The 23,504-nt window shown below is 64.1% G+C and carries 27 protein-coding genes; 15 read left to right on the top strand and 12 right to left on the bottom strand.

From position 1 onward, the window contains the following. Positions 1–50: 50 nt before the first annotated feature. The 6 genes from HJO_RS17795 to HJO_RS11800 form a co-directional block, all read right to left on the bottom strand. Positions 51–761 (bottom strand): beta/gamma crystallin-related protein, encoded by a 711-nt coding sequence (locus HJO_RS17795; RefSeq protein WP_051618539.1) that lies wholly within the window; start codon positions 759–761, stop codon positions 51–53. 159 nt (positions 762–920) lie between these two features. Further along, positions 921–1,385: a 30S ribosomal protein S16 gene (rpsP, locus tag HJO_RS18955; RefSeq protein ID WP_035617071.1), complete on the bottom strand. Its 465-nt coding sequence runs from the start codon at positions 1,383–1,385 to the stop codon at positions 921–923. Between the two features lie 33 nt (positions 1,386–1,418). After that, positions 1,419–1,733 carry a chorismate mutase gene (locus HJO_RS11815; RefSeq protein WP_035617070.1) on the bottom strand — a complete coding sequence of 105 codons (315 nt, stop codon included), beginning with the start codon at positions 1,731–1,733 and terminating at the stop codon, positions 1,419–1,421. Continuing rightward, positions 1,734–3,203: a signal recognition particle protein gene (ffh, locus tag HJO_RS11810; protein WP_035617213.1), complete on the bottom strand. Its 1,470-nt coding sequence runs from the start codon at positions 3,201–3,203 to the stop codon at positions 1,734–1,736. A 187-nt stretch (positions 3,204–3,390) separates the two neighbouring features. Continuing rightward, entirely contained in the window at positions 3,391–3,981 is a 591-nt protein-coding gene (locus tag HJO_RS11805; RefSeq protein ID WP_035617069.1) for a GNAT family N-acetyltransferase, read from the bottom strand. Positions 3,982–4,085: 104 nt separating this feature from the next. Continuing rightward, complete coding sequence (locus HJO_RS11800; RefSeq protein WP_156945608.1) at positions 4,086–6,170, bottom strand: prolyl oligopeptidase family serine peptidase; 2,085 nt, start codon at positions 6,168–6,170, stop codon at positions 4,086–4,088. A 197-nt stretch (positions 6,171–6,367) separates the two neighbouring features. Between HJO_RS11800 and HJO_RS11795 the strand changes: the two genes are divergently transcribed. Then, positions 6,368–8,107: an amidase gene (locus HJO_RS11795; RefSeq protein WP_035617067.1), complete on the top strand. Its 1,740-nt coding sequence runs from the start codon at positions 6,368–6,370 to the stop codon at positions 8,105–8,107. Here the strand turns inward: HJO_RS11795 and HJO_RS11790 are convergent. Beyond that, a complete protein-coding gene (locus HJO_RS11790) occupies positions 8,104–8,754 on the bottom strand; it encodes a hypothetical protein (protein ID WP_156945607.1) in 651 nt (216 codons plus the stop codon). The two genes, HJO_RS11795 and HJO_RS11790, sit on opposite strands and share 4 nt — an antisense overlap. A gap of 84 nt (positions 8,755–8,838) precedes the next feature. On the opposite strand from HJO_RS11790, the gene HJO_RS11785 reads away from it, so the two are divergent. The 3 genes from HJO_RS11785 to HJO_RS11775 all read left to right on the top strand — a co-directional run bounded on the left by HJO_RS11785 (position 8,839) and on the right by HJO_RS11775 (position 11,217). Then, positions 8,839–9,981: an AGE family epimerase/isomerase gene (locus tag HJO_RS11785; RefSeq protein ID WP_035617065.1), complete on the top strand. Its 1,143-nt coding sequence runs from the start codon at positions 8,839–8,841 to the stop codon at positions 9,979–9,981. Between the two features lie 70 nt (positions 9,982–10,051). Further along, a complete protein-coding gene (gene gpmA, locus HJO_RS11780; RefSeq protein WP_035617064.1) occupies positions 10,052–10,765 on the top strand; it encodes a 2,3-diphosphoglycerate-dependent phosphoglycerate mutase in 714 nt (237 codons plus the stop codon). Next, positions 10,762–11,217 carry a bifunctional diaminohydroxyphosphoribosylaminopyrimidine deaminase/5-amino-6-(5-phosphoribosylamino)uracil reductase RibD gene (locus tag HJO_RS11775; protein ID WP_035617063.1) on the top strand — a complete coding sequence of 152 codons (456 nt, stop codon included), beginning with the start codon at positions 10,762–10,764 and terminating at the stop codon, positions 11,215–11,217. The genes gpmA and HJO_RS11775 overlap by 4 nt, the downstream gene beginning before the upstream one ends. Before the next feature lie 9 nt (positions 11,218–11,226). On the opposite strand, the gene HJO_RS11770 is transcribed toward HJO_RS11775, so the two are convergent. Beyond that, positions 11,227–12,276: a glycosyltransferase gene (locus HJO_RS11770; protein ID WP_035617211.1), complete on the bottom strand. Its 1,050-nt coding sequence runs from the start codon at positions 12,274–12,276 to the stop codon at positions 11,227–11,229. A 140-nt stretch (positions 12,277–12,416) separates the two neighbouring features. Here HJO_RS11770 and HJO_RS11765 point away from each other — a divergent pair, with 140 nt between their 5' ends. Genes HJO_RS11765 through HJO_RS11755 form a run of 3 tightly spaced genes read left to right on the top strand, consistent with a single transcriptional unit; the run spans position 12,417 to position 15,202 of the window. After that, positions 12,417–13,412, top strand: coding sequence for a glutathione S-transferase family protein (locus HJO_RS11765; RefSeq protein ID WP_035617210.1), 996 nt, complete (start codon positions 12,417–12,419; stop codon positions 13,410–13,412). Between the two features lie 24 nt (positions 13,413–13,436). Beyond that, the gene (locus tag HJO_RS11760) at positions 13,437–14,729 is read left to right on the top strand and encodes an SDR family oxidoreductase (protein ID WP_035617062.1); all 1,293 of its coding nucleotides are present in this window, start codon (positions 13,437–13,439) and stop codon (positions 14,727–14,729) included. Then, positions 14,729–15,202 carry a DUF2269 family protein gene (locus HJO_RS11755; RefSeq protein ID WP_035617061.1) on the top strand — a complete coding sequence of 158 codons (474 nt, stop codon included), beginning with the start codon at positions 14,729–14,731 and terminating at the stop codon, positions 15,200–15,202. The genes HJO_RS11760 and HJO_RS11755 overlap by 1 nt, the downstream gene beginning before the upstream one ends. Before the next feature lie 68 nt (positions 15,203–15,270). Here HJO_RS11755 and HJO_RS11750 read toward each other — a convergent pair whose 3' ends face one another. Then, complete coding sequence (locus HJO_RS11750; protein WP_035617060.1) at positions 15,271–15,753, bottom strand: Hsp20 family protein; 483 nt, start codon at positions 15,751–15,753, stop codon at positions 15,271–15,273. Between the two features lie 201 nt (positions 15,754–15,954). Between HJO_RS11750 and HJO_RS11745 the strand changes: the two genes are divergently transcribed. From HJO_RS11745 to HJO_RS11725, 5 genes are all read left to right on the top strand, one after another. After that, positions 15,955–16,848 (top strand): class I SAM-dependent methyltransferase, encoded by an 894-nt coding sequence (locus HJO_RS11745; protein WP_035617059.1) that lies wholly within the window; start codon positions 15,955–15,957, stop codon positions 16,846–16,848. A 67-nt stretch (positions 16,849–16,915) separates the two neighbouring features. Continuing rightward, complete coding sequence (locus HJO_RS11740; RefSeq protein ID WP_035617057.1) at positions 16,916–17,530, top strand: TIGR02466 family protein; 615 nt, start codon at positions 16,916–16,918, stop codon at positions 17,528–17,530. Between the two features lie 32 nt (positions 17,531–17,562). Beyond that, the gene (locus tag HJO_RS11735) at positions 17,563–17,862 is read left to right on the top strand and encodes a putative quinol monooxygenase (RefSeq protein ID WP_035617056.1); all 300 of its coding nucleotides are present in this window, start codon (positions 17,563–17,565) and stop codon (positions 17,860–17,862) included. A gap of 100 nt (positions 17,863–17,962) precedes the next feature. Next, positions 17,963–18,505: an inorganic diphosphatase gene (ppa, locus tag HJO_RS11730; protein WP_035617055.1), complete on the top strand. Its 543-nt coding sequence runs from the start codon at positions 17,963–17,965 to the stop codon at positions 18,503–18,505. Between the two features lie 18 nt (positions 18,506–18,523). Then, a complete protein-coding gene (locus HJO_RS11725) occupies positions 18,524–19,147 on the top strand; it encodes a LysE family translocator (RefSeq protein WP_035617054.1) in 624 nt (207 codons plus the stop codon). On the opposite strand, the gene HJO_RS11720 is transcribed toward HJO_RS11725, so the two are convergent. Further along, complete coding sequence (locus HJO_RS11720; protein ID WP_035617052.1) at positions 19,140–19,766, bottom strand: carbonic anhydrase; 627 nt, start codon at positions 19,764–19,766, stop codon at positions 19,140–19,142. The genes HJO_RS11725 and HJO_RS11720 overlap by 8 nt on opposite strands. Before the next feature lie 144 nt (positions 19,767–19,910). Between HJO_RS11720 and HJO_RS11715 the strand changes: the two genes are divergently transcribed. Both HJO_RS11715 and HJO_RS11710 read left to right on the top strand, forming a co-directional pair. Further along, on the top strand, positions 19,911–20,510 hold the full coding sequence (locus tag HJO_RS11715; RefSeq protein WP_035617051.1) for a TetR/AcrR family transcriptional regulator: 600 nt from the start codon (positions 19,911–19,913) through the stop codon (positions 20,508–20,510). Positions 20,511–20,580: 70 nt separating this feature from the next. Next, positions 20,581–21,612: an acyltransferase family protein gene (locus HJO_RS11710; RefSeq protein ID WP_035617050.1), complete on the top strand. Its 1,032-nt coding sequence runs from the start codon at positions 20,581–20,583 to the stop codon at positions 21,610–21,612. Between the two features lie 3 nt (positions 21,613–21,615). Here HJO_RS11710 and HJO_RS11705 read toward each other — a convergent pair whose 3' ends face one another. Further along, entirely contained in the window at positions 21,616–22,164 is a 549-nt protein-coding gene (locus HJO_RS11705; protein WP_035617049.1) for a DUF1465 family protein, read from the bottom strand. A 64-nt stretch (positions 22,165–22,228) separates the two neighbouring features. Further along, complete coding sequence (locus HJO_RS11700) at positions 22,229–22,408, bottom strand: DUF1192 domain-containing protein (protein ID WP_035617048.1); 180 nt, start codon at positions 22,406–22,408, stop codon at positions 22,229–22,231. Between the two features lie 96 nt (positions 22,409–22,504). Here HJO_RS11700 and HJO_RS11695 point away from each other — a divergent pair, with 96 nt between their 5' ends. Then, entirely contained in the window at positions 22,505–23,479 is a 975-nt protein-coding gene (locus HJO_RS11695; RefSeq protein ID WP_035617046.1) for an NAD(P)H-quinone oxidoreductase, read from the top strand. Positions 23,480–23,504 lie beyond the last annotated feature (25 nt).

The following is a 23,504-nucleotide window of genomic DNA, read 5'->3' as shown; positions in this document are numbered from 1 at the left end:
GCGGGCGTGTTTAACGCCACTCTGGGCAAGTGAGAACAGCCGCGCCCAAATTAGTCGCGTCGCCCATAGCGGTCACGATCGTTGCGGGCCTCGTAACGGCTGTCATAGCGGCGGATCGACGAAATATTGTCGTTGAGGCCGATCGGCCGCAGCTCGCCGGACCCGCGGCCAACCACTTCGCAGCGCCCCCGGTAATTGGCATGCTCGCAGGCCAGCCACGTGCCGCTGTTGACCAGGATGGAGCTGGCCCGGTCATTGAAGCGATAGTCCGACAGGTCCGGAATGTCCCGGTTGACCTCGATCGGCTGGCCCCTGAGGCCGGAATCGGCGAAGAGCACCACATCGGCCCGGTTGCCGCGGCCTGACCCGCCCCAGTCGCCCCTCGGTGCGCCGGCGCCATAGCCTGCCGGACGCAGCGACGAGATATTGTCGTTCAGCCGCAGGGCGGACAGGCGCGAGACGCTAGTATCGATTATCCGGCAGCGGCCGCGAAAATTGGCGTCCGTGCAGACTTCCCAGGCGCCCGAACGCATGGCGATCGAGGAAACCTTGTCATTGAAGCGCAGGCGCGCCAGGTCCGGCACAGCCCCGTCGATTTCCAGGCCCGCACCGGAAAACCCGGCATCGGCATACAGGATCACGCCGCCACCATGGGCGGGTCCATGGCGCGCATGGCCGGGCGCGGCCTGGGCGGGCAGGGCGAGGGCCGCAAGGCTTGCCGCGGCGAGGGCGCAATTGCGTAATGTTTTGACCGGGATCATGGCGGTCTCCTTTCAGTTTGATCACTGTCTAGGTGAAGCGAACTGAACCGGGTCGGAGTTCCCTGTTGCCACGTGTTCAGCAACTCCCCGACCCAGCCGCCAACAAAAAAGGCCAGTGCGATCTGCACTGGCCTCTTCAGGATCAGGGGAAAGCCGGCGCTATTCGCTGGCGGCTTCTTCGGCCGGTGCTGCCTCAGCCGCGACTTCCTCGGCTGGTGCTTCCTCTGCAGGCGCTTCAGCAGCCTGCTTGGCAGCTTCAGCGAGCGCAGCGGCCTTGTCGGCGCGCTCTTTCACGCGCTCCTGGGCTTTCTTGCCCGGCTCGCCCTTTTTCGGGTTGGTGCCGTGGGTCCAGGCGTAGACCGGTGCGGATTCGCCTTCCAGCGTGATCTGCGACAGGAAGCGGGCAACGCGCTCGGTCGGCTGGGCGCCTTTCTTGATCCATTCGGCGGCCTTGGCGGCGTCGATTTTCACGCGCTCGCCGGAATCCTTGGCAAGGCGCGGGTCATAGACGCCGATCTTCTCGATGAAGCGGCCGTCGCGCGGCGCACGGGCATCGGCGACGACGATGGAATAGAAGGGGCGTTTCTTGGACCCGCCACGGGCGAGTCGGATCTTGAGGGACATCGGGGTTACTCCTGTAAAGTGTCGTCTCTGGAATTAAAGTTCAGCGTCTTCGCTGCGGATCTGCTCATGGTGGCGGATGACTTCCGCCACGATGAAGGAGAGGAATTTCTCGGCAAAGGCCGGGTCGAGGCCGGCATCATTGGCCAGCTGGCGCAGGCGCTCGATCTGTTCGGCTTCGCGTGTCTTGTCGGCCGGCGGCATGTTGTGGGCCGCCTTCAGCTTGCCGACTTCCTTGGTCGCCTTGAAACGCTCGGCCAGCGTATGGACGAGGATCGCATCGAGATTGTCGATCGAGGCGCGCAGCTGGTTCAGCTGGAAACGGGCGAGTGTGTTGTCTGCGGTCTGCATCTACTTCTTCTTCCCGCCGAGAAGGTCGCCCATGCCGGACGGCAGCGACCCGCCGCCAAGACCAGGCAGGCCGCCTGGCATCTGCTGGCCACCCATCTTCGCAAGGTCGCCCGGAGACATGCCGGCCTGCGCGGCTGCGCCCATCATGGCTTTCATGCCACCCTTGGTGCGCATCTTCTTCATCATGCCGGCCATCTGCTGGTGCATCTTCAGCACCTTGTTGACTTCCTGCACGCTGGTGCCTGAACCGGCGGCGATCCGCTTGCGGCGCGAGGCGTTGAGCAGGGCCGGCTTGCGCCGTTCCGCGCGGGTCATCGACAGGATGATGGCTTCCTGGCGCTTCAGCACATTGTCGTCGAGATTGGCGTTCGCCATGGCTTCCTTGGCTTTGCGCGCGCCCGGCATCATGCCCATGATGCCGCCGAGGCCGCCCATGCGCTGCATCTGGCGGAACTGGTCGGCCAGGTCCTCAAGGTCGAACTCGCCCTTCTTGAGCTTGGCCGCCATGCGCTCGGCCTTGTCGGCGTCCATCTGCTCGGACGCTTTTTCGACGAGGCTGACAATGTCGCCCTGGCCAAGGATGCGCCCGGCAACGCGCGAGGCATCGAAGGAATCAAGGCCATCGAGCTTTTCGCCAACACCGAGGAAACGGATCGGCAGGCCGGTGACGGCCCGCATGGACAGGGCGGCACCGCCGCGACCATCGCCATCCATCCGGGTCAGGACCAGGCCGGTCAGCGGCAGGCGCTCGTGGAAACGCCGGGCTGTCTCCACGGCATCCTGGCCGGTCAGCGCGTCAGCAACCAGCAGGGTTTCCGACGGATTGGCGATCGCCGCGATCTCGGCGGCTTCGCCCATCATCTGTTCGTCGATGGTCGTGCGGCCCGCCGTGTCGAGGATCAGGACGTCATAGCCGCCAAGCTTTGCAGCCTGTACGGCGCGCCGGGCAATGTCAGCTGGCAACTGGCCCTCGATGATGGGCAGGGACGTGACATTGTCGCCGCACTGGTCGGCAAGGATCGCAAGCTGCTGCATGGCGGCGGGGCGACGCACGTCGAGCGAGGCGAGGAGGACTTTCTTGCGCTGCTTCTCGGCAAGACGCTTGGCAATCTTGGCCGTCGTCGTCGTTTTACCGGAGCCCTGCAGGCCGGCCATCATCATCACCGCCGGCGGGCTGTCGATGCGCAGGCCGCGGTCCGGTTCGCTGCCGCCCAGCATCTCGACCAGGCCGTCATAGACGATCTTGACCACTTGCTGGCCGGGCTTCACCGAACGGACGACTTCCTCGCCAACGGCGCGGGCGCGCACACTGTCGATGAAATCCTTGACCACCGGCAGGGCAACGTCGGCTTCCAGCAGGGCCACGCGGATTTCGCGCAGGGCGGCGTTCACGTCCTTTTCGGACAGCGCGCCGCGGCCGGTCAGGCCGTCAAATATTCCGCCGAGGCGTTCGCTCAATGCGTCGAACATGGGCCACTCCTTTGCCATTTGCCTGTAAGCCAGACATGGGCGCTCAAATGCACCGCACAATGCATGAAGCCCCGCTGAGCGAATCTTCGCCGGGCGGGGGGCCTCGCTGACCTCAAGTGTCAGTCAAAGCGCGCTTTTCATGTTTGCGCGAATGTTAGCGCGCCTAAAGCATGGGGGGGCCGTGAGGTCAAGCCAACTGCATCTCGGCGACACGGTCCTTGAGCAGGTCGATTGCCACGCGGATTTCGGAATCGACAAGCGACAGAATGGCGAGATCGGCCCAGGAGCCGTCGGCGAGACGCATGTAACGGCGCAGGACACCTTCCCTGCGCGCGCCGAGACGCTCCAGCGAGCTGATGGCCCGCTCGTTGGCAGCCGCGATCGGGAATTCGATACGCCGCATGCGCGCGCCGAACGCCCGTCCGATCATTGCCATCTGCGTCGCCACAGGCACGGCCGTGCCCCGCATTTCGGGCGGGTGCCAGACGTAGCCGATCCCGACGCGGCGATGGGTTCGCGACACATCGAGATAGGCGATCACACCCGCAAATGCGCCGTCGGCCTGGCGCGTAATCGAAAAAGGGATGATGCTGCCCTTCGCCTTCATCGCCAGCATCAAGTCGAAATAGGCATGGAAATTCGTTCCGGAGGGAATGACCGGCAACCATTCCCACATGGCCGATATCGCGCCTGATCCGCCGAGCCGAGCCCTGTCGGACTCTTCCAGAAGGTCGAGCCTCACGACATCATTGTGCAAACCTGGTTCGTCGAGCCGCATGCCCCAGCGTCGCACGGTTCGCAACGGACACAAAGGTGCCGGGACAAGTAAATCCGCATTCCTGTTGGGAACCTGCTCTCAATTAAGTTCCATTTTCAGATGCGCTAGTCGCGCAGCGCAGGGAAAAGACGCTCGGACAAGTAGGTGAATTCCAAAGCGGAACGCTTGGCGCGTTCTGTCTGGTTCGCCGCCGCCGAATGCCCGCCATCCACGTTCTCGTAATAGAGGAAGGGAAGGCCTGCGTCCTCGAACAGTTTGGCCATCTTGCGGGCATGGCCGGGATGCACCCGGTCATCCTTGGTCGATGTCACGAAGAAGGGGACCGGATAGGGCGTCGACGCGTCGAAGTTCTGGTAGGGCGAGATCGTCTCGAGAAAGGCACGCTCCTCGGGCACGTCCGGCGAGCCGTACTCGTCAACCCACGAAGCCCCCGCGAGCAGCATATGGTAACGCAGCATGTCGAGCAGTGGCACCTGGACAACGACAGCGTTCCAGAGGTCCGGGCGCTGGTTCAGCATGACTCCCATCAACAGGCCGCCATTCGAACCGCCCTCGATGCCGAGATGCGCCGGCGTCGTCACCTTGCGCGCGACCAGGTCTTCGCCGACCGCGATAAAGTCGTCATAGACGCGCTGGCGGTGCAACTTCAGGCCTGCCTGGTGCCATTGCGGACCAAATTCACCGCCGCCCCGGATATTGGCCAGCGCATAGGCGCCGCCCTGTTCCAGCCAGAGCCGCCCGAGCACCGGGCTGTAGGACGGGTTCATCGATACCTGGAACCCGCCATAGCCGTACAGCAGGGTCGGTGTCGTACCGTCGAACGGGATGTCGCTGCGATGCACGAGGAAGTACGGGACTTTCGTGCCGTCCTTCGACGTCGCGAAGAACTGCTCGACGGTGAGGCCGGTCGTGTCGAACTTGGCCGGCAGGCTCTTGAGGGTCGAGACCTCGCCCGTCGCGATATCGTAATTGAGGAGCGAATCCGGCGTGAGGAAATCCTCGTAGTTCAGGAACACGGTGGTTTCGTGCTCATCGGAAAAGGCGATGCCGGCCTGGCCGGTGCCGGGAAGGGTGATCGCCGCAGTCGTCCAGCCGTCTGCGCCGGGCTCGAGGCGCAGCACCTTGCCGACAACATTATCGCTGATCGAGAGGAGCGCAGCGCCCCTGGCGATGGCCACGCCGTTGACGGCCTGCGTCGCTGTCGGGCGGAACACAAGGCTGACCGGCGGCAAAGTGCGCGTCTCCAGGAAGGTCTCGACGTCAAACGCGACGAGGTCGCCCGACTTGAACGCCGCGTTCTGGCCTTCCGGCGCCCAGTCCTCTTCCAGCGAGAGCAGGAAATGGCCCTTGTAGATGCCGTTCGGCGAGGATTTCGACGGAATCGGCCAGCGCACGGGCGCGGTCTCGCCATCCGGGAGCCACCAGTAGGACCGTGTAAAGAAGGTCTCGGACGTCACGCCGCCCTGCAGCACGCGCCCGTCTTCGAGCTCGATCGTCATCGGCCAGACGCCGACATCGGTCTCCTTGCCGCGCAGCACTTCGGTGGCCGCGTCCAGCGGCGTGCCGCGGGTCCACCGCTTGATGATGAAGGGATAGCCCGATTGCGTCACCGTACCGGCGCCCCAGTCGGAGGCGATCAGCAGCGTATCGGCATCAACCCAGGCCGCGCCCTGCTTGGCTTCCGGCGTCTCGAACCCCTCTTCGACGAAGGCTTTCGTTCCCAGGTCGAATTCGCGCGTGATCACGGCGTCCTTGCCGCCATCCGACAGCGACACGATGCAATGGCGTGCCGGCGCATCCAGCGTGCGCAGGCAGTCGGCGCCCTTGTAGACCCAGTTCTTGCCTTCGTCGGCGGCCAGCCTGTCGAAATCCACCACGGTTTCCCAGTCGGGCGCGTCAGTCGCGTAGCTCTCGAGACTGGCGCGGCGCCACAGGCCGCGGACGTTCACGTCATCCTGCCAGAAATTGTAGACCATGCCGTCGCGCACCGTGCCGTAGGGAATGCGCTCCTTCGAGTTCAGGGCGTCGAGGGCGGCCGCCTCGAAACCGGCATAGCGCGGATCGGCCTGCAGCACGGCAAGGCTGCGGCTGTTCTGGCGGCGCACCCAGGCGAGCGCTTTTTCGCCCTCCACCTCTTCCAGCCACAGGTTCGGGTCCGTTTCAGTCACTTCAGCAGTGGGTACAGGCATTTCGGGCACGAGGGCCTCCGTGTTGGACGATTGGGCGCAGGCCGTAAGCACAAGCAGGCAAAGCGGGGCAAAGGCGGCGGGCCCAGTCTCTCCGGGATTGTCAGGTTTGTCGGCCTCCGCCAGAATTGACTCGCCGACTGGCATGGCTGACCGACATAGTCCCGGATGAATACCAAGGCAATTATCAGGGGATGCAAATGAGCGACACGAACCGCAAGGCCGGGGGATCCCGGCGCGACCTCCTGATCGGCGCAGGCGCCGGGCTCGCTGGCATCGCTGTTGCCGCCTGTTCGAAGCCTGATGAGGCAGTGAACATTCCGGGTGGACCATCGCCGGACAAGATTGCCGCCAGCGAGGACTTGTTCGGCGTCACCTACACGGATTCCGAACGCGCCCAGATGGCGGCCGAACTCGACAGGCGCCTCGAAATGCTTGCCCAGCTGCGCAGCGTCGACAAGCCCAACAGCCTGGCGCCAGCCACCGTCTTTGACCCACGCCTGCCCGGTGTCGATTATCAAATCCCGGCCGAAACACGTGTCCGGGTGTCGCCGTTCCAGCTCGGTGCCAAACCGGGCGAAATCGACGTCGCCTTTGCCTCCATCCGTCAACTGGGCACCTGGCTGCGCGCCGGCACCATCACCAGCCGGGCCATCACGGACATCTACCTCCGGCGCATCGAATCCTATGCGCCAAAGCTGGAATGTTTCGTCACCGTCATGGCCGAACGCGCCCGCGCAGAAGCCGACGCCATAGACGCCGAGATCGCGGCCGGCACGGTTCGTGGTCCGCTGCACGGCATCCCGTATGCGGTGAAAGACCTGTTCGATGCCGAAGGCGCGCCGACCACCTGGGGCGCCAGCCCGTACAAGGACCAGCAGCCGAATGGCGACAGCGCGATTGTCCGCCGGCTGAAAGCGGCAGGTGCTGTCCTGCTCGGAAAGACCACGTGCGGCGCGCTCGCCTATGGCGACATCTGGTTCGGCGGCGTGACCCGCAATCCGTTCGATCCGCGTGAAGGCTCCTCCGGGTCGAGCGCCGGGTCGGCCAGCGCAACGGCGGCCGGCCTGTGCGCCTTTGCCATCGGCACCGAAACGCTCGGATCACTGGTCTCTCCCGCAATGCGCTGCGGCACGACCGCGATCCGTCCCACGTTCGGGCGGGTCAGCCGCGCCGGCGGTATGGCGCTCTGCTGGTCACTCGACAAGACCGGCCCGATGGGGCGCAGCGTCGAGGATTGCGCCCTCGTCCTGGAAGCCATCAATGGCTACGACCCGGCCGATGCGGGCTCGATCGACGCCGGCTTCGCCTATGACCACGCCCTGCCGCTCGCCGACATCCGGCTCGGTGTCGATCCGGCCTGGATGGACGTGGCAACCGCAACCGAGCGCGCCGCCATCGAAGCGGCCCGCGGGCTAGGCGCACAGCTCGTCGACTTCCGGCGGCCCGACCTCGAGTCCGGGCCACTTTCGCTGCAACTCTTTGCCGAGGCCGCTGCGGCGTTTGAGGACCTGACCCTGTCCAATCGTGATGACGAACTCAAATGGCAGGACGATGTGGCCTGGCCGAATACGTTCCGCGCCGCCCGCTTCATCAGCGCGATCGACCTGATCCAGGTTGACCGCCTGCGCCGCAAATGGATGCAGGCGATGCACACGGCGTTCGAGGGAGTCGATGTCGTGATCGGGCCGAGCTTTACCAGCGGCATGCTGACGCCGACAAATTTCACCGGTCACCCCTGCCTCGTCATGCGCTGCGGTTTCGACGAGACGCGCCCGCGGACACTGTTCGATGCCGATGCCAATCCCGAGGCGCCGACCGCCCGCACGCCGGTCGCCATTTCACTGTGGTCGCCGCTGTTCCGGGAAGGCCCGATGCTGACGCTCGGCCGCGCGCTGGAGGCGCGTCTGGATGTGGCGAAGGTCCAGCCGGCACTCTAGGGCTGCGAGGACTCGACCCAGCGCCCGAGCCGCTCGAACGTCACCCGCTCGACCAGCAGGGCGCGGCTTTTCTCCGGCACGACCGGACGAATGCCGAGATAGTCGACACCCTGTTCGCCAATCGCGATCGGCACGTCATAGTCGAAGCTGAAATCCGTAAACACCGGCTGAAGGTCGAATATCTGCCAGCCGGATTCACCCACCCTGCCAGCGGAGTAATTGACCGCTGCCTGCATTGCGCCGCGGTCATCGGCCGGGCGCATCCGGACCGTGACCCGGATTGTCATGCTGGAAAACTGGGTCTCGAGGTCGCCAGCGAGACGGAAGTGCGGCCCGAGTTCCGGCTGGTCACGCAAGACCCCCGCGGCCGCCTCGACGAAGAGCAGCTTCTTGCCGCCATCACCTTCGACAAGTTCAGTCTTCGCATTGCCGCCAGCGAAGACCTTGTGGAGGTAGTTTCCCTGCACCACGATCTTGTCGTAGTGCGTGCCGTCTCCAGCGACAGGCCCGGTCGGCAGGGCGCCGATGCCGGGCCGGATCGCCAGGAACACCATCAGCGCAGCCAGCACCAATGCGGACGCAAAGAAAAAGCGGTCTCGCAATTGAACATCCTTCCAGCCGGGGCCGACGCGCGAAGCGCTAGCCATTCAATGCATCTGCTGATAGCAGGAGCGCGAACGGTTTGGCGAGGCGAATGCGACGCCTGCAGTGCTTTTTAGGGACCCGTCGTCATGTCGAAGCCAGCTCTCCTGCGAAGAGCGAAGGAAGCGCGCCATTGGCTGATGGACGCCTGTTTCCCGCTATGGGCCGAACGCGGCGTCGGCCCCGGTGGCCTGTTTCGCGAGACCCTCAACCTTGACCATACGCCCGCCGACACCGACACCACGCGCGTCCGCGTTCAGGCCCGTCAGACCTACGTATTCACCGAGGCGCTGCGGCTCGGCTGGCGACCGGACATGGCGCGCGACCGGATAGAACTTGGCCTTGGTGTCCTCACCGGCCTGGCCCGCCGGCCCGACGGCCTGGTTGGCCGGACACTGCGGGCCGACGGAACCGGCTGGGCGGACGACACCGCAGACCTCTACGATATCGCGTTCACGCTGCTCGCCCTCGCCGAGGCCGGCGCGGCACTCGGCGGAACCGGCGCAGTCCGGGCGAGTGCCAATGCACTGCTGGATTCTGTCGACCGCCAGATGCGCGACCGGACGAATGGCGGGTACGCCGAGACCCTGCCACCGCCACCCATGCGCCTGCAGAACCCGCACATGCACCTGCTGGAAGCCTGCCTGGCACTCCACCGCGCAGACCCGGACACACCCTATCTCGCCCGTGCGGGCGAGATCATCAGCCTGTTCGAGACACGCTTCACCGCCGGGCCCGGCGGCCTTCTGGGCGAGCGCTTCACCACAGGGTGGCAGGAGCCCACCGGGCGCGATGCCGAAATCGTCGAACCCGGCCATCAGTTCGAATGGGTCTGGCTGCTGCATACGTACGCCGCCGCCGCCGGCCTGCCTGTGCCTGATGCGGCAACGCGGCTGTATACATTCGGCATTTCCTCGCTCGACCAGGATGGCCGGGCCTGTCAGGAGGTCACGCGCGGTGCCACGGCCGAGGACGGCTCGCGCCGCACCTGGCCCCAGACCGAGGCGCTCAAGGCCCATCTGGCGATGTTCGAATCCACGCGTGACGACCGCTTCGCAGACGCCGCGTGCCAAAGCTTCGATGTCCTCATGGACGAGTTCCTGACCCCCGATGGCGGCTGGATCGACCATTACAGCGCCAAGGGCGAAGTGCTGGTGCGCGACATGCCCGCGTCGACCGGATACCATGTCGTGCTGGCCTTCTCCGAACTGATGCGCATCATGCGCGCTTGAATCTTGCCGCTTAAACCCCGAAAAGACCGCCAGTTGCCTTTCGTGGCGCCGAATTGAAGAGAGCCCTCCGATGACAAAACTTGCCCTCGTCCGCCACGGCCAATCGGCCTGGAACCTCGAAAACCGTTTCACTGGCTGGTGGGACGCTGACCTGACCGAGAAGGGCGAAGCCGAAGCGCGCCACTCCGGCCAGATGCTGAAGGATGTCGATGCAGATTTCCGGATGGCTTTCACCAGCCTGCAGACCCGCGCCATTCGCACGCTGTGGATGGCGCTGACGGAAATGAACCGTGTCTGGCTGCCCGTCGAAAAGAGCTGGCGCCTGAACGAACGGCATTATGGCGGCCTGACCGGGCTCGACAAGGCGGAGACCGCCGTGAAGCATGGTGCCGAACAGGTACATATCTGGCGTCGGTCCTACGACATTCCCCCACCGCCGATCGAAGCCGGCAATCCGTTCGATCCGGCGCAGGATCCACGCTATCGCGGTATCGACGTGCCGGCGACAGAGAGCCTGAAGAACACGCTGGAGCGCGTATTGCCGTACTGGACCAGCGATATCACGCCAGTCCTGGCCGCCGGCACCGATACCGTGATCGCCGCCCACGGCAATTCACTGCGCGCGCTGGTCAAGCATCTCTTCAATGTGCCGGATGAGTCCATTACCGGGATCGAGATTCCGACCGGCAACCCGCTCCTGATCGACCTCGACGCCAACCTGAAGCCGACCAAAGTTCGGTATTTGGATTCAGCGCGCAGCGCTTCGCTTCCGGACCTGCCATGACATACCGGATCACCCGCCGCCGCGATCGGCGGATGATGGGACGCGCCTTTGCGCTCGCCCGGCTGAACCAGGGCCTGACCGGCGAGAACCCGTCCGTCGGCTGCGTCATCCTGGACCGCGACGGCCACCCGGTCGGTGAAGGGGTGACAGCCCTTGGCGGGCGCCCCCATGCCGAAGAGATTGCGCTGGATGAAGCCGGCGAAGCCGCGCGCGGCGGCACTGCCTATGTCACCCTCGAACCCTGCCGGGAGCGCTCCAACGGGTCGCCCTCCTGCTCGGCCCGGCTGAAAGAAGCCGGCCTCGCCCGGGTTGTCTGCGCCATCCGTGATCCGCACCCGCTCGCCGATGGCGGGGTCACCGCCCTGCGGCTGGCCGGTATCCGCGTGGACATCGGCCTTGGCCGACACACGGCAGCGGGCCTTTATGACAGGTTTTTCCGGTCGATCGGCTGAGTCCGGCCGTCAGGCACCAAACGGCCCGGCATGGGCCGCGACTTTCTCGTAGAGCGCCAGTGAATCGCGCTGGAACACCGTCTTGGTGAATTGCGCCTCGTAGGAGGCACGCCCGCCTGCGACCAGTTTTGCCGCCAGCGCCTTGTCAGTGGTCACCTTGCGCAACGCATCGGCCAGCGCATCGACATCATTCTTGGGCACGAGCAGGCCGTTGACACCGTCCTTGACATAGGCCGCCGGCCCGACCGCGTCGGCCGCAACCAGCGGGCGCGAGGCGGCCCAGGCATCGACCGTGACCGTCCCGAATGGTTCGTAGCGCGACGGGAAGGCCACGACATCGCACGCAGCAAGCAACGCGCCGCGGTCGTTGCGCCAGCCCAGGAAGCGCACCCGGTCGTCGAGACCAAGCCGGGCGCAATGTGCTTTCAGCTCTGCCTCGATCGGCCCCTCGCCCGCAATCCACACATACAGCCCGTCAATCTTCGCTGTCGCGTCAAGCAGCGTGTCGAGGCCCTTTTTTTCATGCAAGCGGGCCAGTGCAAGCGCAACGGGCGCATCGTCCGGCGTCGACAGGGCCGCACGGCTGGCAGGTGCCTCGCCGGTGAAGTCTGCATAGGTGTGCACGATAACCGAGCGATCCTCGCTGACGCCCTGCTCCCTGATGTGGCGCAGCAGGTCGATGGTCAGGCCGACATGCCACTCGCAATTGGCAAAGCGCGACAGTTTGTAATAGCCGCCATACCAGGCAATCGAGCGGGCACGGTACTGCTTCGGAGCGAACTGTCCGGCGCGGCCCATCCAGTATTCGATGACATCCGGCTGGAACTGCTTGATCGCCTCTGCCAGCGTGCGCCGCGTCGGGAAGGGCCAGCTGTTGTTGAATGGTGCGACATCGACGCCAATTCCGGCTTCACGAAATTTCTGCACACGGAAGGCATTGTCCGGCCGCGTCACGACGTGCTGCTCCACGCCGGCCTCGGCCAGCGCCAGCACGGACTCCAGCATGATGTTCTCGGCTCCGCCCTCGGCCGCACCGGCCATCACATGCATTGCGCGCATTGTCTGCGTCCTTCTGTCTTTCGGCCCGCCCCGGCCGCTGTCCCCGCTGCGCATAGCGATTCTCGGCCCCTGCGGCAAACGCTGCTTGGCAGTTGCAGGCTAAGTCCCTAGACAAGGGCCAAGCCAACATGAGTATCCTGATGACTGATTATCGCCTGTTCGGGGCAGACACCTCTCCCTATTCTCTCAAGGTCCGCTCGTTCCTGCGGTACAAGGGCGTCGGGTTTGAATGGATCCCGCGCTCGCGCAACAACGAGCCTGACTTCCAGGCCAATGCCCAGACACTGGCGACCGTTCCACTGCTCGTGTCGCCGCAGCGGCCCGTCAGCCAGGACTCGACCGCCATCCTGTCGGCGCTCGAGGCCGACCATCCGGAACCATCGACCGTGCCGGACGACGCCGCCTGCGCGGCGCTGGCCCTGGTGCTCGAGGACTATGGCGACGAATGGCTGAACAAGTGCATGTTCCAGCAGCGTTGGGGCCAGTCACCGGATCGCGAGGCGGCCGCCCTGCGCGTCCTCACACAACTCTATGACGGCAAGCCGCCACGGGCCCGCAAGGCGCCGCAAAAGCAGATCGCCGAGCGCATGGCCGCGCGGTTGCCGCTGGTTGGCGCCGGTGCCGAGAATTCCGAAACGCTGGAATCCTCCTACCGGCGGTTTGCCTTGCGCCTGAACACGCACCTGCAAGACCACCTGTTCATCTTCGGCGGCCGCCCTTCGGTAGCCGATTTCTCGATTGCCGCGCAGTTCCAGCAGATGCTGCTCGACCCGACACCCAGCGTGTGGCTGAACGACCGGGCGCCTTTCGTCACCGCCTGGTGCGAACACATGGAAGACCCGAAAGCCGGTGGCCCGTTCGAAGACCTCGCTGCGCTGGAATCCACCCTTGTGCCGCTCTTCGATGGCGAACTTGCGGTGACCTACCTGCCCTGGGCGAGTGCCAATGCGGCGAGCGCCTCGCGCAACCGCAAACGCTTCTCGGCAACCCTGGCCGACGGCCTGTTCGAACAGGCGACCCAGCGCTATGCGGCTCGGTCGTTCGAGGCCGTGCGGAAAGCCGTCAGCGAGATGAAGGACAACACGCCGCTCCAGGAGTTCCTCGAGAGCGCGAGCGCCAATAAATACATCGGCTGACACGCCGACGAACAGGGGGCAGGATTGAGAGTACTGGTTCTCGGCGCATACGGGCTGATCGGTACCGCTATTACACAAACCCTGCTGGCGCATGGACACCAGGTGACCGGTCTTGGCCGGTCCGCCTCGAAAGGCCTGATTGTCGCACCTGATGCCGACTGGGTCACAGCCGACATCTCGACCCTCACCTCTGCCGACAAGTGGATGCCGCTGCTGGAAGGCGTTGATGCGATCGTCAACGCGGCCGGCCTTTTGCAGAATGGCCTGCGCGACCAGGTGGCCCTGGTGCAGCGTGATGCGATCAAGGCCCTGATCGCGGCGTGCGAGGTATCCGGGGCAAGGGCCTTCGTCCAGATTTCAGCGCCCGGCGCGACCGTCACGTCAGATACCGAATTCTTCCGGACAAAGGCCGAAGCGGATGAGGCGCTGAAAGCAAGCGGGCTCGACTGGACCATCCTGCGGCCGGGGCTCGTCCTGTCGCCCCATGCCTATGGCGGCACCAGCCTGATCCGCCGCCTCGCAGCGATGCCCGCAATCCAGGTCGTCACACTGGGGCAGGCAAGGATCCAGACTGTCCATGTCGGGGACGTCGCCAATGCCGTTCTCCACGCCCTTGAACACTCCCTTTCCGGCGTTGATGCGGCGCTGGTCGAGGAGGCACCGCATACGCTGACCGCGCTGACTCTCTCTGTCCGGAAATGGCTCGGCTTCCGGCCGCCTCTTGTCACGGTATCTGTCCCGCTGGGCCTTGGCCGGGTGGTGGCCCTGTTCGCGGACGCCGCCAGCTATCTCGGCTGGCGCTCATCCCTGCGCACCACATCCCTGCGGGTGCTCGCCACCGATGTGCTCGGCGATGCCGCGGCATGGCCGGCACTAAGCGGCCAGACGATGCGGACACTGGACGAGAGCCTGCGTGACCTTCCGTCGACGCTTCAGGAACGCATTCACGCCCGCGCCATGTTCTGGTTTCCGTTCCTGCTGATCACTTTGTCGCTGTTCTGGATCGCGTCCGGCACGATCGGCCTCCTGCGCCAGGACGCAGCGCTTGGCCTGATCGCGGGTGCCGTACCGGCGCCTTTCGTCAAACTGGCTGTTCTTTCCGGCGGCGTACTTGATATCCTCATCGGGCTGGGCCTCCTCGTCCGCCCTCTTGTGCGCCTCGCCTGCCTCGCGGCCATCCTGCTCAGCCTCGCCTACCTGGTCGGTGCCGCCATCTTCGTGCCATGGCTCTGGGCCGACCCGCTTGGCCCGATGGTGAAAGTGATCCCTGGAATTGCGCTCGCCGTCATTGTCGGCGCACTGGCCGAGTCGCGCTGATGGACTGGATCCCCCTCCTGCGCTGGGCACACATTCTCGGTGCAGCCGTCATTCTTGGCACGGGGGCCGGCATCGCCTTCTTCATGGTCATGGCGCACAGGACACGCGACGCGCGCCTGATCGCGCACACCGCCGCCATCGTGGTTCTGGCCGACTGGCTCTTTACGGCATCTGCCGTGATCGCCCAGCCCGTCACAGGCGTCCTTCTGGCGCGCGCCATAGGCTGGCCGCTGACCGAAGGATGGCTGGTTGCCTCGCTCGCGCTGTACGTCTTGATCGGCCTGTTCTGGTTACCGGTGGTCTGGATACAACACCAGATGCGCAACCTCGCCCGCGCCGCGGTACAGGCTGGCCAGCCGCTGCCCGAGCGCTATTTCCGCCTGTACCGGATATGGTTTGCCTGCGGGTTTCCGGCGTTCTTCGCGGCGCTCGCGATCGTCTGGTTGATGGTGACGCGCCCCGTTTTCGGCTGATACCAGTCCGTGACGAAAAACGGCGCGCCCCATGGGGACGCGCCGCTCTGTCATGTCAGGCCAAAGGCTCAGGCCGCGTTGCCCGCAGCCTTCTTGCCGATCAGTTTGGGCTTCGACGCTTCCGTGTCTGCGCCGATCTCGATCTTCCGGGGCTTCTTCTCTTCCGGCAGCTCGCGCACCAGGTCGACGCGCAGCACGCCGTGGTCGAGATTGGCACCGGTCACGATCACGTGATCGGCTAGCTGGAAGCGGCGGATGAAGCTGCGCTGGGCAATGCCGCGATGCAGGTATTCACGACCGTCGCCGTCTTCGTTTTCGCCTTTCTTGCCGGCAATTGTCAGCTGGCCTTCCTTGGTCTCGATGTCGAGATCGTCTTCGGTAAAGCCCGCGACTGCGATCTCGATCGCGAACGCATTCTCGCCGGAGCGTTCAATATTGTAGGGGGGATATCCCTGGGTCCCGTCGAGACGGGACGCCGTGTCGATCATCGTGGCCATGCGGTCAAAGCCAACCATCGTGCGGTAGAGAGGGGTTAGATCGATATTGCTCATGGAAACAGTCCTCTTGATTTGAAGCAACTGTGAGCGGCCCATAGCAACCGGGCGGCTCGGTTTCGGTTCGGAAACCGCGATTTTCCAGCCCGGTATCGGCACTGGTACGGCTTCCGGCCACGACCCGGTATCGGCACCGTGACAAGTGCTATGTGGGTAGCGTAAAGGGGTGTTCAAGATGTGGAACGAGGAGAAGGCGCGATGAAGAATATCCTTATGGCCGGGGCCGCAATGGCCTTGCTGGCTGCCTGCGGACCGAAAAGCACGCCCGCCGAAAGCCCCGCCGCGCCTGCTGCAGCCGCACCTGAAGCCGCTGCCGAACTCACGCCGCTGGAAGCTGCAATCAACAATGATGCGCGTTCGGACGAGGAGAAGGCCCGGGACGCCTGGCGCCACCCTGCTGAAACGCTCGCCTTCTTCGGTATCGAACCGGACGACACGGTCATCGAAATCTGGCCGGGCGGCGGCTGGTACACCAATATCCTCGCACCCTACCTGGCGGCTGGCGGCGGCAAGCTGATCGCCGCGGGGTTTGACCCTGCAGCCGCGCCTGATGAAGCGCGCCGCCAGCGCACCGAAGAGCGCCTCGCCGAATTCAAGGCGAACTATGCCGACCCGAAATTCGGCACCATCGAATACACGGTCTTTTCCGGCATCAGCGGCCCGTTGACCGAACCGGGCACCGTTGATGCGATCCTGACCTTCCGGAACGTCCACAACTGGATGGCCGGCAGCTTCACGGAGAAATTCTTCACTGATGCCTATGCCGCGCTGAAGCCCGGCGGCGTGCTCGGCGTTGTCGAACACCGCCTGCCGTCTACTGCAACCCAGGACCCGACCGGATCAACCGGATATGTGCACGAAGACTTCGTCAAGGCTCGCGCGATCGCAGCCGGCTTCGAATTTGTCGGCGCGAGCGACATCAACGCCAATCCCGCCGACACGGCTGACCACCCGTTCGGCGTCTGGACGCTGCCGCCAGTCAGCTCGAAAGCCGACCGCGACGGCAACACGCCGGACGATTTCGATCCGACGCGCTACACCGATATCGGCGAGAGCGACCGGATGACGCTGAAATTCGTCAAGCCGGACTGATACCGGCCCTGCCACCCCCTGTCCCCGGGGGGCGACACCCCTTTGCCACCCCTGGGACCCCCTTCGCATGACCCTCCAGACCCTCTTCCCAACTCTCGTCAAACACGCCCGCCTCGATGATGACGCGCTTCGCAAGGCGCTGGAAAAGGCGTGTTGGGTCCTCGAGGACGAAGACGAGGCCGGCAATGACTGGTGTGATGCGGAAGGCTATGACGGTTACACGTCCTATGCCTCGCTCGACGACCTGCCGCAGCGCTTCCCGGAATTTGCCGACCTGAAGACCCGTCTCGATGCAGCGGCTGCCGGCTTTGCCCGCGACCTGCACTGGGACATGCGGGATCACGCCCTGGAACTCGACGCCATCTGGGTCAACATCCTCGGTGAAAGCGGCACGCATTCCGGCCATGTCCACCCGGGCAGCGTGATATCAGGCACGCTCTATGTCAGCATTCCCGAAGGCGCGGGCCAGCTGAAATTCGAGGATCCACGCCTGACCGCAATGATGGCTGCACCGCAACCGGAAGACGATGCGCCTGAAACCGCGCGCCGGTTTGTCTATGTCACACCGGAAGATGGCCTGATCCTTCTCTGGGAGAGCTGGCTGCGCCATGAAGTGATGGCAAACCGGTCCGAAACCCCGCGGATTTCGATCAGTTTCAATTACGCGCTGACGCGAAAATAGCCCGCCAGCATCGTTTTCCGGAGTTGCCCAGCATGATCATCGTCATCGGCAGCGTCGTGACCACGCCCGACTCGCACGCGGATATCCTCGCCCTCAGCCTTGAACACGTCGCCCGGTCACGCGCCGAGCCCGGATGCATCGCGCACAATGTGCACCAGGACTGCGAGACCCCCGCGCGGCTGGTGTTCGTGGAATATTGGTCTGACATGGCTGCCCTTCACGCCCACTTCGCCGTTCCGGCCAGCGGTGAATTCATCCGAGCAATCCGCGAATTGTCTCCCGCGCCAACCGGGATGAAGATATTCGACGCAACAGAAAGGCAGGGCAAGTAGAGGCGCGCGTCACCGACACGGACTTGACCTGAAGGCCGCGACAGGCCATCGCCTCGCCAGCAAATCCAATCCTCCCAGCTTTCAAAAGCGAGCCCGATCCATGGACCTCTCGAAGATAACAACCGGCCAGAACCCCCCTGACGATCTCAACGTATTGATCGAGGTGCCGCTGGGCGGCGACCCGATCAAATACGAGATCGACAAGGCATCAGGCGCCATGTTCGTTGATCGCTACCTCTACACCGAGATGCGCTATCCCTGTAATTACGGTTTCGTGCCGCACACCCTCAGCCTGGATGGAGACCCGATCGACGTCATGGTCGTTGGCAACCGTCCGCTGGTGCCCGGCAGTGTCGTGCGCGCGCGCCCCGTCGGTGTCCTGATGATGACCGACGACAAGGGACCGGACGAAAAGATCCTCGCCGTTCCACACGGTGCCCTGACCAGCTATTACGACAAGATCGCGACGTATCACGACCTGCCGCAGACGCTGATCGACAAGACTGCGCACTTCTTCGAGCACTACAAGGATCTCGAAAAGGGCAAGTGGACGCGGATCGAAGGCTGGTATGGCATCGAAAAGGCGCGCGAGCTGATTTCACTCGCCGTCAAACGCGGCAAAGAGTCTGACGATCAAGGCTGAGGGGCGCACTGGCGAGCCATGGATTTATCAGTCTGGCTTGCCCTGCTGGCCCTGTTCTTTGCCGGCGGGCTGACGCCTGGCCCTGCCGTCATGCTCGTGATGAGCACGTCCCTGCGGTATAATGCCCGGATCGCGCTGATACCCGCCGTCGGAATTTCGGCAGCCAACCTGGTCTGGATGACGCTCGCGGCTTCGGGGATCGCCACCTTTGCGGCCAGCCTGCCGGTTGTCCTGACCGGCCTCAAGATCGCCGGCCTGCTGTTCATCGCATGGCTCGCCTGGTCCATGGCCAGCACCGACCCGGCCCAGCCCCGGGCCAGCGCCGCCCTCGCCCCGTTGCGCACGGCCCTGTTCGGGCGCGGTGTTGGCCTGCAGCTGCTCAATCCCAATGCGCTCGTATTCTTCGGCCTTCTGCTGCCGAGCTATTTCGACGCCGCCCGCCCCGTCATTCCCCAGGCCGCCATCATCATGGGAACCGTCACGATGACCGAAATGCTGGGACTGACGGTTTACGCGTGGGCTGCCGACACGATGAACCGGCGCTTCCAGAATCCGGATTTCGCCCGCTGGTTCAACCGGTTCGCAGCGGCTGCCATGCTGGCGTCCGCGCTGTTCGCCGCGTTCCTGACGACGGCTAGGTAGTCGAAATCACCTCGAACCGGCCGGTCGTCGCATTCCGCCAGTGCAGCTCTCCATGCATGATGGCAAACCAGGCCCCATGCAGGTTGAGCGTGCCCTGTTCGACCCGCCGGGCGACGAACGGGAACGTCATGAGATTCTTGAGCGATACTTCAATGCCCTCAAGCTCGAGCGCGAAATGAGGATTGACCGATCCGCTCGCCACGACCTTGTCGCGCGCCTCGTCCAGCAGGCTGACCCACGGCGTCACGAACTCACCTATGGCAGGGTTACCCTCGCTGGCGAGCGAGGCCACGATGCCGCCGCATCCGCCATGCCCCATAACGACGATATGCTCGACCTCCAGAATGTTCACCGCGTATTCCAGCCCGGAGCTGACACCGTGAAGGCCGCCGTTCGGCTGGTAGGGCGGAACAAGATTGGCGACGTTGCGCATGACGAACAGCTGCCCCGGCGCCGCATCGAATATGTCTGATGGTTCGGCCCGGCTGTCGGCACAGGCAATAAGCATGATATTGGGTGACTGGCCGTGGCCGAGCTGGCGATAAAGGCTTGCCTGCTCGGCATAAACGCCCGCCCGGAAACGGCGGTAGCCCGAAATCAGGTCATCAATCGAATTCATGTGCCGCTCCCTGCGTCATCGCGGTCGGACTAGAGCATATTGCATATACAGAAAGCCAAATCGGGACAAATTATTAGCGATATGCGTATAATGCCAATCTAGGCGTCGAACCCATGCGGCGGATCGCCTCTTCAGGAGAGATACATGTCAACGACAACCGAAGGCACCAAACCTTCCCGCAAAGGCCCCACTCGAAGCGAAGCGTCCAAGGCTGCGATCCTTGAAGCGACGCGCGTGGAAATGGCCGAAACGGGCTGGCGCGGGTTCAGCGTTGACAGCGTTGCCAAGCGGGCCAGTGCCTCCAAGCAGACAATTTACCGGTGGTGGCCGTCGATCGGCGCCATGTGCGTGGATGCGGCGCTCGCGCTGATTCCCGACAGTCCCGATGGCGGGCGCGATCCGCAGGAGCGGATCACCGCGCTGATCGTGCCGCTGGAAGCCACGGCGCGGACCGGAAACGGGCATGCCGTGCTGCGCGTCGCATTGCTGGCAGCGGCTGACGACAAGGACGCCGGAGACCTCTGGCGGGCCTGGATCGGGCGCGATATCCGCCAACCGTTGCGGATGCTGCTTGCCGAGCTCGCCGGGAAGCGCGTCATTCGGCGCGATTTTGACCTGGACGAGGTCATTGAGCTGCTGCTCGGCCCGCTCTGGCATCGCCTGATGATCATGCGCGCACCGGTGCGCGAAGGCTTCTGCGCCGAGCAGGCAGGCAATTGCTTGCGGGTCTACGCGACGTTTTAGGGCCTGCGGGGCGGGATTCCTGCACGAATATTGCATCGTTCCGGGCTGACGCAGCCGGGGATGAACAAAAATGCCAACCGAACGGGTAACTTGGGTCGACCGCGCCAAGGGGATTGCCATTATCCTCATCCTGGCGTCCTACGGGGCAGCCAGCTATGCGCTCATGTCCGAGCCGACCGGCTGGATGGGGCTGCTCGCACGCGGGCTGGAGCCAGCGCTGATCCCGGCCATATTTCTCGTGGCAGGCCTGTTCCTGAGCCTGTCGCTCTTCGGTTCCTCGCGCACCTATATCGACCGGAAGCTGCTGCGCCTCGCCTATTTCTACCTCGTGTGGATGGTGCTGCAGACAGCGATCCTGGACGCTGACACGTTGATCAACAGCCCGTCGGAATTTGCAGGGCAACTGGTGTCGAACCTCGTCGATCCACCCGAAAGCCTGTCCCTGATCTACATGCTGGCAGTCTTCCACGCCGCCATGCGAATCCTCCGCTTCCTGCCGCCGCTGAAGGTGTTTGGGGTTGCCGCCATGATCCAGGTCCTGTTCTCGAGCGGATTCATCGTCAGCGGCTGGAATGTCACAAACCTGTTTGCCGAATGGTTTGTCTTCTTCTTTGCCGGGTTCGCTGCTGCGCCGCACATATTCGAATACGCGCAAAGAATGTCGGGGCAGGCGCGCACCCTGTGGCCCGTGCTCGCTGGCTGGGCAATGGTGAATGCCGCCTTCGTTGCCCTCAATATCCACCAATTGCCGATCATTGGGCTGGTGCTGGGCTTTTCGGGCGCGTTTGCCCTGGTCGCCACAGCAGTGGCGCTTGGCTCGACACCGGTTTCCGGGCCGGCCTCCTATCTCGGTCGTCAATTCCTGCCGATCTACCTCGTTTTCACCATTCCCATGACCTTGCTGCAGCGCGGGCTGGCGGCAACCGGGCTGGTCCCGGACGGCGGCCTGGCTGTGTTCCTGTCGGTGATGCTCGCCATGTGCCTCGCGCTGGCATTCCACGGCCTCGCCGTGCGCACGTGGCTGAACCTGCTATTCCAGCGCCCCGCGCCTTTCCGGCTGACACCGGCAAGAGCCGTCCAGTCCGGTCGCCTTCTGTCCTGAGTCCTACTTGCCGCGGCGCCAGACCATGAGCGGGTCGAACGCGCCCGTTTCGGCAGCCTTTTGCAGCTGGGCGATCTGTTCGGAGACGGCGTTGGTCGCGTGGCCCGCGCCCTGCGCACCGTAAAGGGCGTTGTCGAGACGGCAGATCTGCTCGAACAGCGCTTCCGACCGGGCGACCAGTTCAAGAAAACGCAGCGGCAGGCCCTTGTCGCGCTGGGCATCCGGGTCCAGCGGAGGATCGTCCCGGCGAATCCTGTACTTGCGCGCGGCCGCATCTTCACGCCGCATTTCGCCGTCACGAACTGCCTTTTGCATGACCAGCCAGCTCGCGGCCTGCATCAGGCGCGTCGTCAGCTCCATGCTCCAGGCTGAATAGGTCAGGCCCGCTTCGCGCGGCAGCGTACGGGAATGCTCGCGCCCGGGACCATCAAGATAGGACGCCGTCTCTTCAACCAGTGCCATGCCCTTGCCGAATACGGTGTCGAACAGTTTGCCACCGGTGAAACTACCGAGGGCGCCGACTTCGCTTTCGGGGGATTCACTCGCCGCCATGTCAAAACCCTTTGAACGCCAAATACCAATGTCCACACTAACTATACCACGGGTTTCCGGGGCCTTAACCTTTTCCGCCAAACAGAGCATCTGCTGCAGATTTCTGCGCCTGCTTGCGGGCAATTTCGGCCTCGCACGCGTCGATTTGCTGGCGTAACTGGTTGATGCGCTCGTGCAGGTCTTCAAGCGACATCTGGTCCAGGGTCTGACCGCGATCTGTCAGGATCGGCTCTTCTTCGAACATTCTGTGGCCTCGCTGCTTCCTGTGCCGGGCTTTCATAAAAACAGAAACGCGCGCTAGAAGCGACTCCAGACAGAGGTTTTTCCGAAGGATAAGCAGATGACGAAAATGATGAAGGCGGTGGTCGCCGAGGATGGCAAGCCGCTCAGCCTGCAGGATGTCGCCATTCCAGCGGTCGGACCGTCCGACGTCCTGGTCGAGGTGAAGGCCGCCGGGTTGAACCGGGCGGACCTGATCCAGCGCACCGGGGCCTATCCGCCGCCGCCGGGCGCGTCGCCGATCATGGGTCTCGAAGTCGCAGGCGTGGTCACGTCGGTCGGGGCGGACGTGTCCCGCTGGGCAGTTGGAGACCGTGTGTGCGCACTCCTCGCCGGCGGCGGCTATGCCGAATATGCGAGCGTTGATGAGGGCTCACTGCTGCCGGTCCCTGACGGTATGGACATGGTGGATGCCTGTTGCTTCCCGGAAGCCATGTTCACCGTCTGGGCAAATGTCTTTGACCGGGTCGGACTGAAAAGCGGCGAGGACTTCCTCTGCCATGGCGGCACCAGTGGCATCGGCGTGATGGCCATCCAGATGGCCAGGGTTGCAGGCGCCCGAACAATCCATGCAACGGCCGGAAGCGCGGAAAAATGCGCTCTGGCGACATCGCTCGGCGCTGATCGCGCGATCAACTATCGCGAGGAAGACTTCGAAGAGATCGTCCGCGCCGCTGGCGGCGCGCATGTCGTCCTCGACATGGTCGGCGGCGATTATGTCCAGAAGAATATCGGCGCGGCACGGGTGGACGGCCGCATCGTCAACATCGCCTACCAGAACGGGTTCCAGGTCAGTGTCAATTTCGCGCCGGTGCTGATGAAACGCCTGACGCTCGCCGCAACAACCCTGCGAGCCCGCCCTGTGGACGAAAAGCGCCGGATACGCGATGCCGTCGAAAAGGACTTCTGGCCACACGTCGTGTCGGGCCGGATCCGTCCGGTGCTGGACAGCCGGTTCGCGTTTGCTGACGCAGAAGGCGCGCAAGCCCACATGAAGGCCGGCGGACATTCCGGCAAGATCATTCTGGCGCGCTGAAAGCTGCACCTTTTCATTCCTGCGA

This window comes from Hyphomonas johnsonii MHS-2 (assembly GCF_000685275.1).
In the GTDB taxonomy this organism is placed as follows: domain Bacteria; phylum Pseudomonadota; class Alphaproteobacteria; order Caulobacterales; family Hyphomonadaceae; genus Hyphomonas; species Hyphomonas johnsonii.
The sequence above is the reverse complement of the archived record's forward strand: the minus strand, read 5'-3'. Positions and strand labels throughout refer to the sequence as shown.

What these genes read in the sequence shown, in the direction of transcription:
- HJO_RS11795 (WP_035617067.1), top strand. Translation starts at nt 6,368, where the DNA reads ATGAGCGACACGAACCGCAAGGCCGGGGGATCCCGGCGCGACCTCCTG.
- HJO_RS11735 (WP_035617056.1), top strand. Translation starts at nt 17,563, where the DNA reads ATGATCATCGTCATCGGCAGCGTCGTGACCACGCCCGACTCGCACGCG.
- HJO_RS11750 (WP_035617060.1), bottom strand. Translation starts at nt 15,753, where the DNA reads ATGAGCAATATCGATCTAACCCCTCTCTACCGCACGATGGTTGGCTTT.
- HJO_RS11740 (WP_035617057.1), top strand. Translation starts at nt 16,916, where the DNA reads ATGACCCTCCAGACCCTCTTCCCAACTCTCGTCAAACACGCCCGCCTC.
- HJO_RS11765 (WP_035617210.1), top strand. Translation starts at nt 12,417, where the DNA reads ATGACTGATTATCGCCTGTTCGGGGCAGACACCTCTCCCTATTCTCTC.
- HJO_RS11710 (WP_035617050.1), top strand. Translation starts at nt 20,581, where the DNA reads ATGCCAACCGAACGGGTAACTTGGGTCGACCGCGCCAAGGGGATTGCC.
- HJO_RS11715 (WP_035617051.1), top strand. Translation starts at nt 19,911, where the DNA reads ATGTCAACGACAACCGAAGGCACCAAACCTTCCCGCAAAGGCCCCACT.
- HJO_RS11775 (WP_035617063.1), top strand. Translation starts at nt 10,762, where the DNA reads ATGACATACCGGATCACCCGCCGCCGCGATCGGCGGATGATGGGACGC.
- rpsP (WP_035617071.1), bottom strand. Translation starts at nt 1,385, where the DNA reads ATGTCCCTCAAGATCCGACTCGCCCGTGGCGGGTCCAAGAAACGCCCC.
- HJO_RS11700 (WP_035617048.1), bottom strand. Translation starts at nt 22,408, where the DNA reads ATGTTCGAAGAAGAGCCGATCCTGACAGATCGCGGTCAGACCCTGGAC.
- HJO_RS11785 (WP_035617065.1), top strand. Translation starts at nt 8,839, where the DNA reads ATGTCGAAGCCAGCTCTCCTGCGAAGAGCGAAGGAAGCGCGCCATTGG.
- HJO_RS11705 (WP_035617049.1), bottom strand. Translation starts at nt 22,164, where the DNA reads ATGGCGGCGAGTGAATCCCCCGAAAGCGAAGTCGGCGCCCTCGGTAGT.
- HJO_RS11770 (WP_035617211.1), bottom strand. Translation starts at nt 12,276, where the DNA reads ATGCGCGCAATGCATGTGATGGCCGGTGCGGCCGAGGGCGGAGCCGAG.
- gpmA (WP_035617064.1), top strand. Translation starts at nt 10,052, where the DNA reads ATGACAAAACTTGCCCTCGTCCGCCACGGCCAATCGGCCTGGAACCTC.
- HJO_RS11725 (WP_035617054.1), top strand. Translation starts at nt 18,524, where the DNA reads ATGGATTTATCAGTCTGGCTTGCCCTGCTGGCCCTGTTCTTTGCCGGC.
- HJO_RS11720 (WP_035617052.1), bottom strand. Translation starts at nt 19,766, where the DNA reads ATGAATTCGATTGATGACCTGATTTCGGGCTACCGCCGTTTCCGGGCG.
- HJO_RS11745 (WP_035617059.1), top strand. Translation starts at nt 15,955, where the DNA reads ATGAAGAATATCCTTATGGCCGGGGCCGCAATGGCCTTGCTGGCTGCC.
- HJO_RS11695 (WP_035617046.1), top strand. Translation starts at nt 22,505, where the DNA reads ATGACGAAAATGATGAAGGCGGTGGTCGCCGAGGATGGCAAGCCGCTC.
- HJO_RS11800 (WP_156945608.1), bottom strand. Translation starts at nt 6,170, where the DNA reads ATGCCTGTACCCACTGCTGAAGTGACTGAAACGGACCCGAACCTGTGG.
- HJO_RS11755 (WP_035617061.1), top strand. Translation starts at nt 14,729, where the DNA reads ATGGACTGGATCCCCCTCCTGCGCTGGGCACACATTCTCGGTGCAGCC.
- HJO_RS17795 (WP_051618539.1), bottom strand. Translation starts at nt 761, where the DNA reads ATGATCCCGGTCAAAACATTACGCAATTGCGCCCTCGCCGCGGCAAGC.
- HJO_RS11805 (WP_035617069.1), bottom strand. Translation starts at nt 3,981, where the DNA reads ATGCGGCTCGACGAACCAGGTTTGCACAATGATGTCGTGAGGCTCGAC.
- ppa (WP_035617055.1), top strand. Translation starts at nt 17,963, where the DNA reads ATGGACCTCTCGAAGATAACAACCGGCCAGAACCCCCCTGACGATCTC.
- HJO_RS11790 (WP_156945607.1), bottom strand. Translation starts at nt 8,754, where the DNA reads ATGGCTAGCGCTTCGCGCGTCGGCCCCGGCTGGAAGGATGTTCAATTG.
- ffh (WP_035617213.1), bottom strand. Translation starts at nt 3,203, where the DNA reads ATGTTCGACGCATTGAGCGAACGCCTCGGCGGAATATTTGACGGCCTG.
- HJO_RS11815 (WP_035617070.1), bottom strand. Translation starts at nt 1,733, where the DNA reads ATGCAGACCGCAGACAACACACTCGCCCGTTTCCAGCTGAACCAGCTG.